Below are 13,205 nucleotides of genomic sequence, written 5' to 3' on the forward strand. Positions count from 1 at the left end.
GGGAAGCGGCGAGATGCGGTCAGCGAGATGCGGCCGATGGTTCGCGCCGACGCCGTCCGGGATTGTGGGGCAACTGAACGACAAGCGCCGGAGGTAAGCTGCTCCGGCGCTTTTTTGAATTTCCCGGCCTGGGAGCTTAAGCTTCCCGGCAGGAAGGACGTGAACTTCCCGTCTTCCCATCCGGAAAAAGTCGCCGCTTAGACGCTGGCGTCAATCCGCCCGCCCTGCCGCATCCGAAGGCGGAGGCGTTTCGCCCGACTCGCTTCGGAGCGCGGCCCTAAGCCGCCGCACCTCTTCGATCGAAAGTTCCGTCACCTCGGCGACAAGCGCCTCGTCCAGCCCTCTTTCCAGCAGCCTGCGCGCCGTCTGACGGCGACCTTCTTCTAGACCGGCTCGGCGACCCTCTTCCAAGCCCGCCCGGCGGCCCTGTTCCCGTTCCCGACGAAACGCTTCATCCAGCACGCGCTCAAAATTCGTCACCATTGCTTCTTCCTCCTCCCCTAACAGACGATCAAACGCCCCTTCAAGCCATGATAGCTCCTCCGTACGAGCTTGGTCCAGAAAGCGCGCCCGCAACATCGTCGCCAACCAGCGGAAAAACGCTCGGCGCTCGTCTGGCGTAAGCCTGACGAGCATCGCCACCAGAGCCCGGAGCCGCTCGCGAATCTCATCCGGCTGCCGCACCCGATCGATGAAAAATACGGCGGCCATCAGGTTGGCCACAGCTTGAAGCTCTTCATCCCGATAGCGGTGCACGTCAATGAGGATGTACTCAAAATCGACAAGTTCCGGTCCAAATCGTTCATCGGCGTCAATCAAATCCCGAAAACGCCGGGGCGCGGTCCACATCGGTCGGCCGTTGTACAGGACGATCGGCACAATCGGCGGCAGGCGAAAATTCCTTCGCGCCACCTGGCGCGGGTCCACATTTTTGAGGTGATCCCGCCAGATTTCCAGCAGATAGACGAGAAGGCGGTAGGGCATCTGAGGATCGACCGTCGACTGGTGTTCGAGAAGGACATAAAAGATGCGCTCTATTGGCGTCCCATCATTATTTTGATCCACGATGACGAGCCGATAGACGAGATCCGCCTCTTTTTCCCGAAAATCCGGAAGGACATACGACTTGTCGAGGCGCTCGAGTCGGGTTTCGTCGATGTCCGCCACCCATGCGGATCGGACAAATGATCGAAGCAGCTGAACAAAGGTCCGTTTGCTGGAAAGAAGATACTTGTAGCCCCGGTCGTGAATATCCCGCGGCGATTCTTGAGCAAACAGATCGTCTTCCCATCGATCTCCCGAGGACGACGGCATAGACGTCACCTCGCCTTGTTTAAAATTATATCACATCGCTGCCGACCCTCCTCGAGCGAAAGTTCATCCAACACGCGCTTAAAATTCGTGATCATCGCCGGCCCGAAAAACCGGCTCAACGTTCAACGTCCCATCAGCGCGCAAGCGCGCGCCTGGCCAGCTCGAACGCGCCGATGAGGCCGGCGTCATCGCCGAGGCCCGGAGGGACGATGTAGGCATCGAGCCCCTCCGGTCCCGGCATAAGCGGCGGGTACGCGACGTAGCCGCCGAGTTTCTCCCTCACCCCCTGGCGGATGCGCGGGAAGAGGTGACGCTGTTTCATCACGCCGCCGCCCAGGATGACTTTCGCCGGAGCCAGAAGGAGGACGACCGCCGCCACCGCCTCCGCCAGCGCGTCGGCGACCGGCGCCCACGCCAGATCGTCCGGCGAAAGCGCCTCCGCCGGACGGCCGGCCCGGGCGCGGATCGCCGGCCCGGAAGCGAGCCCTTCGAGGCAGTCGCCGTGGTAGGGGCAGACGCCGGGAAAATCGTCCCCCGGAAGGCGCCGCACCCGGAGATGCCCGAACTCCGGATGGCCGATCCCGTGGACGATCCGACCGCCGCTTAAGACCCCGACGCCGACGCCCGTACCGACGGTGAAATAAACGACGTCCCGCTCCCCCGCCGCCGCCCCGTAGGTCGCCTCCGCCAGCGCGGCGCCGGCGACGTCGGTGTCGATGGCGACCGGGATGGCCAGCGCCGCTTCCAGGCGTTTTTTCAGCGGAAAGCCGCGCCAGGCGAGCTTCGGCGTCGTCGTGATCGCGCCGTAGGTCGGGCTTTTCGGATTGAGGTCGAGCGGCCCGAAGGAGGCGACGCCGAGGGCGGCGAGCGCTTCCTGCCGCTTTTCGCTCTGCCGGCGGAAAAAATCAAGGACGTCGGCGAGCGTCTCTTCCGGCTCCCGCGTCGGAATGACCGCCCGGTCGATGATCGCGGGCGGCTTGTCGGGGCCGTTTATGTGTCCGACGGCAACGACGAACTTGGTGCCGCCGGCTTCGATCGCGCCGAACATGGTCCCTTCCCCGCTTCCGTTAAGCTTTTAAGACGTCGTCTTCGAGGTAGCGGCAATTCGTATGATTCCCTTCATCACGTGCAGTTCGGGATACTTCCGCATGACTTCCGGAACTTCCTCCAAACGGAAGGTGTGGCTGATCAGCGGGCTGATCCGGACTTTCCCCTGCTCGATGAGAGAGATGGCCGCGGTATGCGTATGCGGATTGATGAAGGAACCGCGAATCGTGAGCTCTTTGGAGAATACTTCATAAGGCGAAATCGCAATGCGCGTATCCGGTGACGACACGCCGAACAACAGGATCTGCCCGCCTTTTCGCGCGGATTGAACGGCCTGTTGCATGGTCTCCGCTTTCCCGACGCACTCCACGACGATGTCCGCGCCGCCGATCCGCTTCAACTCCCGTTCAAGATCGTCGCCTCGAAGCGGATTGACCACGACGTCGGCCCCAAGCCGAAGGGCGAGTTCATGCTTTGCTTCGTCCGGTTCACTGATGATCACCGGAGATGCGCCGTGAAGTTTGACCGCCTGGAGCATCAGCTGGCCGATAAAGCCGCCGCCGATGATCAAAACGGAAGCCCCCGGCCAAACGTTGATTTTCCGGATCCCATGCAGCACGCATCCCAGCGGTTCGACCATCGCCCCTTCGATCGAACTCATCGAATCCGGGAGCCGATGACAATTGGCGACCGGAACCCGGCAATATTCCGCCATTCCTCCGTCTCGGGTCACCCCGACCGCCTGCAATGATTCACACAAATGTGGACGCCCGTCCCGACAATACCGACAACGACCGCAATAAATATTGGGATCCACGGAGACCCGATCCCCGATCGACAGTTCGCTTACCCCTTCTCCGATCTCCACCACTTCTCCCGCAAGCTCATGCCCCAGGACCCTCGGCGGAGTGACCGCAGCCGAACCCGGCAACCCATGATAGATATGCTGATCGGTGCCGCAAATCCCGCAAGCCTCGACGCGGATCACGACTTCCCCGTAAGCAGGAGACGGAACCTCCCGCTCCTCCAGTTCGATCCGGCCGATGCCTCTCAATACGGCCGCTTTCATATCCATCGATCTCCGTTGATCGCCGACACTTTCAGCTCGGACAACGGAACGGGCTTTCCTTCCAGATGGCCGATGGAAACCGTTTTGGACCGGCCGGGCCAGAGGTCGAAATAATTGTCCGAAAAGATCACCTTCTCCGCCGGAAGCTCCAGTTTCACAAAACGCGCCAGCGTATCGGTCGAAACCGTCACTTCCTGCTTATCCGCATCGACCGTCACGTGCAGCCGGCACTCCGGAAGTTCCAGGTCCTTCTGATCGCGCAAATAATAGACATTCTCACAGTCGCCCCCCTCTAAGGAAAGACGGACGACCACCCGGTTGGCCGGCGTTCCCCTTAAAATCTCTTCTTCCGTAAAACGCGCCACCCGGACCGATCGATTCGCTCCGATCGCGACGGGAATTTCCGCCTGAAATACGCGTTCGCCATCAAAGCGGCAGACGTCCACATGAAGCACATCATCGATCGCCTGTAAGGTATCATTGACTACCCATACGGTCAAATCCTTCCCTTGTTCGTGATCGATGGACAACAGCACCGGTTGAAAGAATTTCTTAGCATAATAGTAGGATGCCTTGGGCAGCAGGTCATAATCAATCATCGACCAGCTTGTCCCCGGCCAGCAGTCGTTGAGCTGCCAGATCAGGGCACCGCTGCACGAAGGCTTTCTTCTGCGGTAATGTTCGACGCCGAATTTCAATCCTTCGGCCTGGGTCAGCATGGAATAGTCCAGATATTCTTCCACATTCGTCGGAATCCCGGTATACCCCTGCATCAAAAGGAGGCCCTTCTGGTGATGAAAATCCTTGTTCCGGTACGCCAGTTCGTCGCTTCCCCAGTAAAATTTCCCCGCCGGAATGCGGCGTTCCAAGGTGTAGCGGTTGGCGGACGCGTGCATGCCGAACTCGCTCACAAAGGTCGAAAGATCCTTCTTGTAGTTCTTGAACGACACGCCTTCCACGCTGTAGTCCTGCTTCAACGGTTCGCCAAAACGGCGCGGCTCGACATTGCCGTGCCAGACCTGCCAATTGTGGCGGTCCCCTTCTTCCGCCGAATTATGGTCGTTGCCTCCGTAAGGAGAACTGGGCCAGTACAGGCGGGTCGGATCCAAGGTCTCCAAAAGTTCCGGGATGAGTTCATGGTAAATTTTTTCCCCGTAAAAGGGCGTATCGATTTCACCTGAAGCCGAAAGGGCTTCCCAAAGCCAGTCGTTTTCGTTGTTGCCGCACCATAGCGCAAGACAGGCATAATTGCGCAGGCGCTTGATCACGGCGGCGATCTCCTGACGGACGTTCTCCATAAAATTCCGGTTAAAATCCGGATACAGGGCACAGGCGAACATAAAGTCCTGCCATACGAGGATTCCCTGCCGGTTGCACTCTTGGTAGAAAATATCCTTCTCATAAATGCCGCCGCCCCAAACCCTGAGCATGTTCATATGGGCCTCCCGGGCGAGGCGGATCAACTGCGCGTAGCGGGAATCCGGCGCCGCTCCGATCATGCTGTCCACAGGAACCCAGTTGGCCCCTTTGGCAAACAGCTTGACGCCGTTCAGCACGAACGTAAAAACCGGCTTTCCTTCATCATCCCGCCTTTGCACTTCCAGGGTGCGGATGCCGAATTCCTCCCGATGAATCTGAAGCGTGCGGCCGCCGCTCCTTAATTGCACTTCCAGCTGATACAGATGGGGCATCCCCACATCGTGCGTCCACCACAGCTTCGGATCGGTCACTTCCAAAACGACGGAAGCCTTATGGCCGCGAACAGGGGCTGTTTGGACAAACGTTTCATGGCCGAAGGAAAGGGAGACTTCGACGTCCAGCTCCACATCCTTGACGAATCGCCGGACCTCAGTCTCCACTTCCACCAACGCTATCCCGTCTCGCACTTCCAGCGTTTTCGCAAAGACGCTCTCCAACTTGGCCAGCGACCGCTTTTCCAGGCGGACTTCTTTCCAGATCCCTACGGTGACCAGCCGGGGGCCCCAGTCCCAGCCGAAATTCATTTGCGCCTTGCGGATCCAAACCCGCTCTTTGGCAAAGGGTGCCCATAAATCCATCTTTTTTCCCTGCACGTGAAGATGGATCGGATCAAACTTGACGGCCAGGACATTCCTCCCAGGGCGAATTTCCCGGGTCACATCAAACGTGTGGGCGATGAACATATTTTCCGTGCTGCCCAGTTCAACGCCGTTCAAATACACCGTGGCATAGGTGTCGAGGCCTTCAAAGACGAGCTCCAGACGGTCTTCTTTTGGCAACGGATCGTGGAAATGGAATTCCGTGCGGTACCACCACACCTTCCGCTCGATCCACCGGCATTTTTGATCGTTGTGCCCGACGTAAGGGTCGTCAATGATCTTTTTCTCAAGCAAAGTGGAATGCACATCCCCCGGGACCTTCGCCGGAATCCAGAAATGGTCGGGGTACTCCGGATCGGCCACGTCGAGGTCGCGCACTTCGCCCGGCTCAAACCACTGAATCTTCCAGTTTTGATCGATCAACATCTTTCATTTATGCTCCTTTCTCCTTGAATCATTCGCATAAATCAAATTCCGAAAGTCGGTCGGCGTCACGCCGGTGACTTTTTTAAAGACTTGAACAAAATATTTGTACTCCCGGTAGCCCACCTTTTCGGCAGTCGTGTCCGGTATCATGTGTAAAAACGGATGGTCCAGGTAACATAAAATGAGCCATCCGGCCCTCTTTGGTAGAATGTGAGGCGGAGAAGAAACCACTTCACCAGGAGGGATACCGGATGGCTCAGTACCAGATTACCGTGGACGACGAGATTTTGGAAGGCCTCTTTCAGCGGGATGGAGGCGTGGCAAAGCTGGTGGAGAGTGTGGTCAACCAGATCCTCCAAGCGCAAGTGCAGGAGCATCTGAAAGCGGCGCCATACGAGCGCACGAAAGAACGCCAAGGCTATCGCAACGGAACAGTCACCCGCACCCTGACAACCCGTGTGGGGCGGCTGGTGTTGCGGGTTCCGAGGGTCCGGAATGGCCAGTTCTCCACAGAGCTGTTTGCTCGGTACCAGCGCAGCGAACAAGCGTTCATCATCGCCCTGATGGAGATGGTTGTGAACGGCGTGTCCACCCGGGACGTGGCGAAAGTCACCGAGCAGTTGTGCGGCACGACGTTCTCGAAGTCCACGGTCTCCGAGCTGTGCAAGCGCCTTGATCCCATCGTTCAGGGATGGAATAATCGCAGCCTTGCTGAGCATCGTTATCCGTTCCTGCTGGTGGACGCTTTGGTACTCCGGATTCGGGAGGAAGGGCGTGTTCGCTCTCGAGCGGCCATGATCGCTGTTGGCATCAACGAAGAAGGGTACCGTGAGATTCTTGGCTTGATGTTGGGCGACAGCGAATCGGAGGCCAGCTGGCGGGAGTTCTTTGCCTGGCTGAAGAACCGGGGTCTCCGCGGCGTTGACGTTGTGGTGTCTGACAGTCATGGCGGGCTGGTGAAGGCACTGCAGACGGAGTTTCAGGGATGCACCTGGCAACGGTGCCAGACCCACTTCATGCGCAATATCTTGGACGCCACACCCAAGGCGTTGCAGAAGGAGGTCTACAAGCGTGTACGAGCCATTCTTGATGCGCCCGACCTCAAGACGGCCCGACTGCTCATGAATGAATTTGTGGAGGAGTACGCTGAGAAGGCACCCAAGGCCGTCAAGGTGCTAGAGGAGGGCTTTGACGACGTCACGGCCGTGCTGGTCTTGCCGGATCGCTATCGGCGGCGCTTGCGTACCACGAACGGCGTGGAACGACTCAACGAGGAGATTCGCCGCCGTGAAAGAGTCATCCGCATCTTTCCCAACCGGGAATCCGTGATACGGTTGCTTGGAGCGCTACTCATGGAGATAGACGAGACGTGGACCACTGGGCACCGCTACCTGAATATGGATGAGTATTGGCAGTGGAAGAAGGAACAACAGAAATCCACTGAGCCGGCCATGCTGCACGTTGTGAATGCCTGAGTGACCTGTCCTTTCATTCGCCGAAGAGGGCAATTTACACATGATACTGGACTTGATCTTTTCGGCGATCTCAAACACGCGTAAAGTCGAATCGCGCAATAACCGCTTGGCTTTCTCGATGCGAAATTCGTTGAGGAATGCGTTAAATCCCTTGCCCGTCTCCTGTTTAAAAACGAGGCTGAAATAATTCGGCGTAATCTGTAGGAACCCGGCGAGGTCCCGCACTTTAATCTCCTCATGATAATGCTCGGCCACATACCGCTTGGCTTTTTCAACCAGCCAGCGGCTCCGGCTGACGGGGCGGACGGCATCTGATCCATTTTCGCTGTCCCGAATCCCTTGCGTTCCGCGCTCTTTCACCGTCATGGAAATGTCATTCTCCCACCTCTTTTGGACGATGATCTCCTTCGCGATCTCTATCAGCCGTTCAAACAGTTCATCCAGATCGACCGGCTTGGTGAAATAATCCTTGACCCCATAACGAATCGCCTGGCGCGCGTACGCAAATTCCTCATAGCCGCTGATCATGACGACCTGGACGGAGGGCATTTCTTCGTGCAGAATCTTGACCAGCCCCAACCCGTCCAGACGCGGCATGACGATGTCCGTAATCACCAGGTCCACCGGATGATCGCGGATGAAATCCAGTGCTTCCGCGCCGTCGTGCGCTTCCCCGATCACTTCGATATTCAGCTGATCCCAGGGAAACGTATAGCGCAGTCCTTTGCAGATCACCGGCTCATCATCGACGATCAATCCCTTAATCTTCATCATCTTCATCTGGGTTCCCCACCCTGGCCATCATATGGTGAACCTCTTCTTCCGAAAAGAGGACCGGCAGTTTAATCCTGACCCAGGTTCCCTCGTCGGGAACAGGAAGAAATTCCAAACCGTACCCGTGTCCGAAGGCTGCGGCCAGGCGTTCGTGAATGTTGCGCAGCGCAAACCCGGCGCCGTTTTCGTCCCAAAGCGCGCGGTTCATCTTCGTCGCGTCCACGCCCGTCCCGTTGTCGATCACATCGATCCACAGCCGATCGTCGCCGCTTCGATAGATGCGCACTTGAATACGGCAGTGCTTTCTTTTCTCCTTAAAACCGTGAACAATGCAGTTCTCCGCCAAAGGCTGGATGATTTGTTTGAGCACAAACGCCTGTCTGATCTCCTCATCGATGAAGATGGAATACTTCAGCGCATCGCCCAGCCGCTTTTTCTGCAGCTCCAGGTAGGTCTTGACATGCTGAACCTCTTTTTCCAGCGGAATCCACCATTTTCCCTGGCTCAAGCTGAGACGGAAGAAACGCGACAACAGTTCGATCAAATGGCTGGTCTCCATCGCCTGCTCCATGCGTGCCGTCCAGCGAATCATGTCCAGGGTGTTATAGAGAAAATGAGGGTTCATTTGATTTTGGAGGCTTTTGAGTTCCGATTCCCGCTGTTTGATCGCCAGGCGATATTGGGTATCGATCAACCGCTCGATTTCCCCGACCATCCGGTTAAAACGGAGGCCCAATGTCCCGATTTCATCACCGGAACGCACGGGCACACGGGCTTTAAAATCCCCCTTCTCGACCTTCCGGGTCTCCTCCGTCAGCTCCAGGATGGGCCTGATGATCGAGAAGTAAAAACCCACAAACGCCAGGATCCCCAACAGCATCAGAAGGCCCATGGCAATCCCCATGGATATGCGGAGCCCCATTAAATCTCTCAGCACCTGACGTTGATTGACGATCGCCACGAGGAACCAGGGGGTATCCTTCACTTCCCGGGTGACCACCAGATATTCCTCTTGATTCTGGGAATAACGGAAAACGGATGTTGCCGGATCGCCGAGGATGCGCGCCACCAGCCTGGTGTCCGGGTACGGTTTCCCGAGGAGCCCCACGTCCCGGTGGGACACCACGTTGCCGTCCCGGTCCAGGACAAAGGCGGAACCCACATCCGGCGCGACGCCGACATTGATCAGCCGGTAAAAACTCCGTTCGTTGAGCCGGATCCTGACCATGCCGATGGGGCGATTGATGTCGTTGATGTCGTTGATCACCCGAAACAGGGAAATCACATGTCGCCGGCCGCCCCAGTCGCTGGTCAAGGCATACCCATTGCTCCAGCGGATGGCCCCGCCGGCCTGGTCGGCCGCTTTTTCCCACCTCGTTTCGTCGCCGCGGACAGGTTCTCCAAACTGCATGGTGATTCCGTTGGTCCCTTCAATCATCACCGAATTGATATATTCCTTCGACAGCAGGTGAAAGAGAACGAATCCCGTGATCCGTTCCGCCAACTGACGAAGGCGCGGCTTGTTGGGTTCGACGTCCGGCAGGGTCATCAGGGCGCGAAAGTCGTCGCTGAAAATGACATACGTCGATATGTCTTCAACATCGCGGATCACGGTGTTCACGTTGCGCTCCACCGTGTTCAGGATGCGGTCCGTCGCATCGATCGCCTTCACCGTCAGGATGCGATTCATTTTCCATAAGGCATACGAGCCCAAAACGATCGACGGCAATAAGACAAAACCAATGAAGAGGACCAATGTTTTATGGCTGAGCTTCCAGTCTTTGAATCGGGTCCGGACCATCCTCGATCGAATCCCTTCACCGCACCCTTATCCCTTCACCGCGCCCGCCGTCATCCCTTTCACGAGGTATTTCTCCAAAAACAGGTAAATGATGACCACGGGAAGAAGCGCCATCGTCAGCCCGGCCATCTGCACGACGTAGTTGGTGCTGTATTCTCCGGCAAAATTCGCCAGGCCGAGCGGTACGGTCTTCAGCTCGGATCGATTGATCAAAACGAGGGCGAACGCAAACTCATTCCAGTGATTGATGAAATTCAAGATGGTTACCGTGGCCAAAGCCGGCCTGGACATCGGCAGAATGATCGACCAGAAGATGCGCAACACGCCGCAGCCATCCATCACCGCCGATTCTTCAATGTCCTTTGGAAATGCCTCCATGAAACTGCTGAGGATAAAGATGGTAATGGGCAAATTAAAGGCAATGTACGGAAAGAGCAGGGCCCACAGTGTATTCAGGATTCCTAATTTTTGCATGAGAATGAACATCGGCACCAACATGGCGTGCACCGGAACCAGCATCCCGAAAAGAAATAATGCAGAAACCCATTTTTTCCATCTGAACTCAAAACGGGAAAGGAAGTAAGAAGCCAATGCGCCCAACAATACGGTCAGCACCGTCGCCAAAACCGAAACGCGCATGCTGTTGGAAAAATAGAGGCCCAGATTGGCGACGCGCCAGGCCTCTTTATAGTTTTCCCAGTGCCATACGGTTGGAAGAGAAAACGGATTGAGCGAAAATTCTTTCTCTGTCTTGAACGAATTCAACACCATCCAAAGCAGGGGATACGTGTTGATAAGGCTGTAAAGAATCAAGACCATGTAAATGAATCCTCTTCGGAAAATCGCCGTGCTCAAACCGCTCCCCTTTCCCCTTTCTCCTGGATGGTCTTGGTTTTAAACACCTTGGATGCAACGTAAATCAACATCAGACTAAACACGAGAATCAGGGCGGACACTGCACTTCCGTACCCGTATCGGGTCGAGGAGAAGGTTTCATTGAACATATAAATCGCCATCACTTCGGTGGCACGGGCCGGTCCGCCATTCGTCATGACGTAGATGAGATCAAACGTGCGAAGGCTCCCGCTGATACAGAGGATGACGGAGACGAGGAGGGTTTCTTTGATCATGGGAATGGTGATCTTCCACGTCTTGACCCATTCCGAAGCGCCGTCCAGCTCGGCCGCCTCATAGAGTTCCTGGGGAACATTCTGCAAAGCCGCCAGGAAAATGATGAAATATAGGCCGATAAACTGCCAAATAATCGTGATACAGACCGAAAGCATCGCCCACTTCGGATCCCCCAGCCAGTTTTGGGCCAGGAAACCCAAACCGACGGCTTTGAGAAAGCGATTGAGCAACCCATATTCGGTATTATAGACCATGCTCCAAGTTAAAGAAACGATCACCGTGGAGATGATCACCGGCAAAAAGCCGGTGGTCCGGAAAAACTTGGCTCCCTTGATCCGGCGGTTCAAGAGAAGCGCCAAAGCCAACGCGATCGGCACCTGCCCGAAGACGGAGGCCACAACAACGTATAGGTTGTTTTTAAATGAATTCCAAAAAGTGGGGTTCTGGAGTGCTTCGATATAGTTGTCGAGTCCAATGAAGCGCATCGCTGTCAACCCATCCCAATCCATAAAGGAAAGATACACGGATTGGAGAATGGGGAAAACGACAAACAGGAGGTAGACGAGCAGCGCCGGGGCCAAGCCCAGAACAATCCATCGACGTCTGTGGAGCAAATGCAACAATTCTCGCCCCCATCATTTGTTCAGCTTGCCCAGGGCATTTTGCATCTCTTCCGCCAGCCCTTGCGGCGTAGTTCCTCCGACCGTAATCGCCTGCAAGCCATTGTTGATGATGTCCGTCAGCTGTGCGGGAAGCACGGCGTCATACACCGGGGAAATTTTGCTGTTCGAGACAAGGGGCATCAATTCATTCTTGAACAAATCCGCAGCATCCTCCGGCGGATTCACCTGGGCCGGCACCAGCACACCACCGGCCAACAGCTCTTTATACAAGTCTTCATGGTAGAAGTATTTCAAAAATGTATACGCGGCCTCTTTCTTTTCCGGTGTCAGGTTGCTGTTGATCGCTATCCCGTCGCCGGTGACGCCGGGAATGCTCCGCGGGTCCCCTTTTCCTCCCTCGATCGTCGGGAACACGGCCAGCCCGATCTTTCGGTCTCCTGCCTTTTCCATCACGTCGCCGAACACCCAAGTCCCTTCGATGAACATCGCCGCTTTGCCTTGGTAAAAATAGTCCCTCTGCTGGATGTTGTCAATGCTGTTCATGTCTTCATTAAACGCCTTCAGATCGGTTAATTCTTTTATGATTTCCAGAGAGCGGATGAAGTCGGGATCCGTAAACGTCTTTTCACCCGACAGGACCTTCGGGAGAAAATCGCTACCGGTCATCCGGTCACCGATCATCGAGGCGTAACAAGACTGAAGCACCCACTTGGCTTTATTGCCCAGAGCAATCGGCGTGATGCCACGCTCCCGGAGCTTCCTGATCAGATCTTTCAATTCCTCATATGTCTTGGGAAACTCTTCATATCCTACGCTGGAGAGAATATCTTTATCGTAATAAATTAAATGCGTATACACGACGACTCCGGGAATGGCGTATTGTTTGCCGTCAATGGCATAATCCGCCAGTTGGTCCGCCGGGATGAGCTTATCTTTCCATTCGTTCACGAGATCGTCGATCGGTGCAACCACACCGCCTTTCACGAGCGGCTCCAATTCCGCCCCAGGCCATACTTGAAACATATCCGGCAATTGTTTCCCGGCGGCCTGCGTTTTTATTTTGATCTTATACTGATCGTGAGGGATGGTATCCATTTTAATCTTGATGTCCGGATACTCGTTTTGAAACGACTCTACGCGCTTGAGCAAGATCTGGTGCTCAGGAATGGGTTGCGTCCAATTGTTCCAAAACGTCAATTCGACTTGCTTGGATTGAGTTTGTGTAGATTCCGACGGCAATGTTTGCTTTCCTCCGCCGCAACCCGCCAGGGCAAGAAGAAAAACACCCAGAAGGAAAAAAGATAGGCTCGTCAGCGATTTCCTCCATGATCGGTTCATCTTCATCCCTCCTTGAGCCTTTGTTCTCGTCGATGACAACCCGTCGATCCCGATTTGTAATCGCCTTCATTCGTGTCTTCATTTTACTTTTCGCGGCCAAAGAGAAAAATACCGATAAACTAAAATTAC

General features: G+C 55.7%; 10 protein-coding genes and 1 pseudogene. 1 reads left to right on the forward strand and 10 read right to left on the reverse strand.

Annotated elements, in window-relative coordinates; genetic code table 11:
- Positions 1-210 precede the first annotated feature (210 nt).
- From K2M58_RS11830 to K2M58_RS11850, 5 genes are all read right to left on the reverse strand, one after another.
- Complete coding sequence (locus tag K2M58_RS11830) at positions 211-1,314, reverse strand: Rpn family recombination-promoting nuclease/putative transposase (protein WP_252393627.1); 1,104 nt, start codon at positions 1,312-1,314, stop codon at positions 211-213.
- 133 nt (positions 1,315-1,447) lie between these two features.
- Complete coding sequence (locus K2M58_RS11835) at positions 1,448-2,362, reverse strand: ROK family protein (protein WP_220677706.1); 915 nt, start codon at positions 2,360-2,362, stop codon at positions 1,448-1,450.
- Positions 2,363-2,389: 27 nt separating this feature from the next.
- The gene (locus K2M58_RS11840) at positions 2,390-3,436 is read right to left on the reverse strand and encodes a zinc-dependent alcohol dehydrogenase family protein (protein ID WP_252393482.1); all 1,047 of its coding nucleotides are present in this window, start codon (positions 3,434-3,436) and stop codon (positions 2,390-2,392) included.
- Positions 3,427-5,934, reverse strand: coding sequence for a beta-mannosidase (locus K2M58_RS11845; protein WP_220677707.1), 2,508 nt, complete (start codon positions 5,932-5,934; stop codon positions 3,427-3,429). The genes K2M58_RS11840 and K2M58_RS11845 overlap by 10 nt, the downstream gene beginning before the upstream one ends.
- A gap of 3 nt (positions 5,935-5,937) precedes the next feature.
- On the reverse strand, positions 5,938-6,084 hold the full coding sequence (locus tag K2M58_RS11850; protein WP_220677708.1) for an AraC family transcriptional regulator: 147 nt from the start codon (positions 6,082-6,084) through the stop codon (positions 5,938-5,940).
- A 101-nt stretch (positions 6,085-6,185) separates the two neighbouring features.
- On the opposite strand from K2M58_RS11850, the gene K2M58_RS12755 reads away from it, so the two are divergent.
- Complete coding sequence (locus tag K2M58_RS12755; RefSeq protein ID WP_220676936.1) at positions 6,186-7,409, forward strand: IS256 family transposase; 1,224 nt, start codon at positions 6,186-6,188, stop codon at positions 7,407-7,409.
- A gap of 69 nt (positions 7,410-7,478) precedes the next feature.
- On the opposite strand, the pseudogene K2M58_RS12905 reads toward K2M58_RS12755, so the two are convergent.
- The 5 genes and pseudogenes from K2M58_RS12905 to K2M58_RS11875 all read right to left on the reverse strand — a co-directional run.
- Positions 7,479-8,189, reverse strand: a pseudogene (locus tag K2M58_RS12905) (response regulator); the annotation flags it as partial.
- On the reverse strand, positions 8,170-9,984 hold the full coding sequence (locus K2M58_RS11860; RefSeq protein ID WP_220677710.1) for a sensor histidine kinase: 1,815 nt from the start codon (positions 9,982-9,984) through the stop codon (positions 8,170-8,172). The gene K2M58_RS11860 and the pseudogene K2M58_RS12905, both read right to left, overlap by 20 nt.
- A gap of 27 nt (positions 9,985-10,011) precedes the next feature.
- Complete coding sequence (locus tag K2M58_RS11865; protein WP_220677711.1) at positions 10,012-10,803, reverse strand: carbohydrate ABC transporter permease; 792 nt, start codon at positions 10,801-10,803, stop codon at positions 10,012-10,014.
- Between the two features lie 32 nt (positions 10,804-10,835).
- Positions 10,836-11,696: a carbohydrate ABC transporter permease gene (locus tag K2M58_RS11870; protein WP_252393483.1), complete on the reverse strand. Its 861-nt coding sequence runs from the start codon at positions 11,694-11,696 to the stop codon at positions 10,836-10,838.
- Positions 11,697-11,750: 54 nt separating this feature from the next.
- The gene (locus K2M58_RS11875) at positions 11,751-13,076 is read right to left on the reverse strand and encodes an extracellular solute-binding protein (RefSeq protein ID WP_220677712.1); all 1,326 of its coding nucleotides are present in this window, start codon (positions 13,074-13,076) and stop codon (positions 11,751-11,753) included.
- Positions 13,077-13,205 lie beyond the last annotated feature (129 nt).

It is taken from the genome of Hydrogenibacillus sp. N12, assembly GCF_019645935.1.
GTDB classification, from domain to species: Bacteria; Bacillota; Bacilli; order Thermicanales; family DSM-22653; genus Hydrogenibacillus; species Hydrogenibacillus schlegelii.

Bases quoted from the DNA above. Each gene is read 5' to 3' on its own strand.
- K2M58_RS11830 (WP_252393627.1), bottom strand. From the start codon at position 1,314: ATGCCGTCGTCCTCGGGAGATCGATGGGAAGACGATCTGTTTGCTCAA.
- K2M58_RS11835 (WP_220677706.1), bottom strand. From the start codon at position 2,362: ATGTTCGGCGCGATCGAAGCCGGCGGCACCAAGTTCGTCGTTGCCGTC.
- K2M58_RS11840 (WP_252393482.1), bottom strand. From the start codon at position 3,436: ATGGATATGAAAGCGGCCGTATTGAGAGGCATCGGCCGGATCGAACTG.
- K2M58_RS11845 (WP_220677707.1), bottom strand. From the start codon at position 5,934: ATGTTGATCGATCAAAACTGGAAGATTCAGTGGTTTGAGCCGGGCGAA.
- K2M58_RS11850 (WP_220677708.1), bottom strand. From the start codon at position 6,084: ATGATACCGGACACGACTGCCGAAAAGGTGGGCTACCGGGAGTACAAA.
- K2M58_RS12755 (WP_220676936.1), top strand. From the start codon at position 6,186: ATGGCTCAGTACCAGATTACCGTGGACGACGAGATTTTGGAAGGCCTC.
- K2M58_RS11860 (WP_220677710.1), bottom strand. From the start codon at position 9,984: ATGGTCCGGACCCGATTCAAAGACTGGAAGCTCAGCCATAAAACATTG.
- K2M58_RS11865 (WP_220677711.1), bottom strand. From the start codon at position 10,803: ATGGTCTTGATTCTTTACAGCCTTATCAACACGTATCCCCTGCTTTGG.
- K2M58_RS11875 (WP_220677712.1), bottom strand. From the start codon at position 13,076: ATGAACCGATCATGGAGGAAATCGCTGACGAGCCTATCTTTTTTCCTT.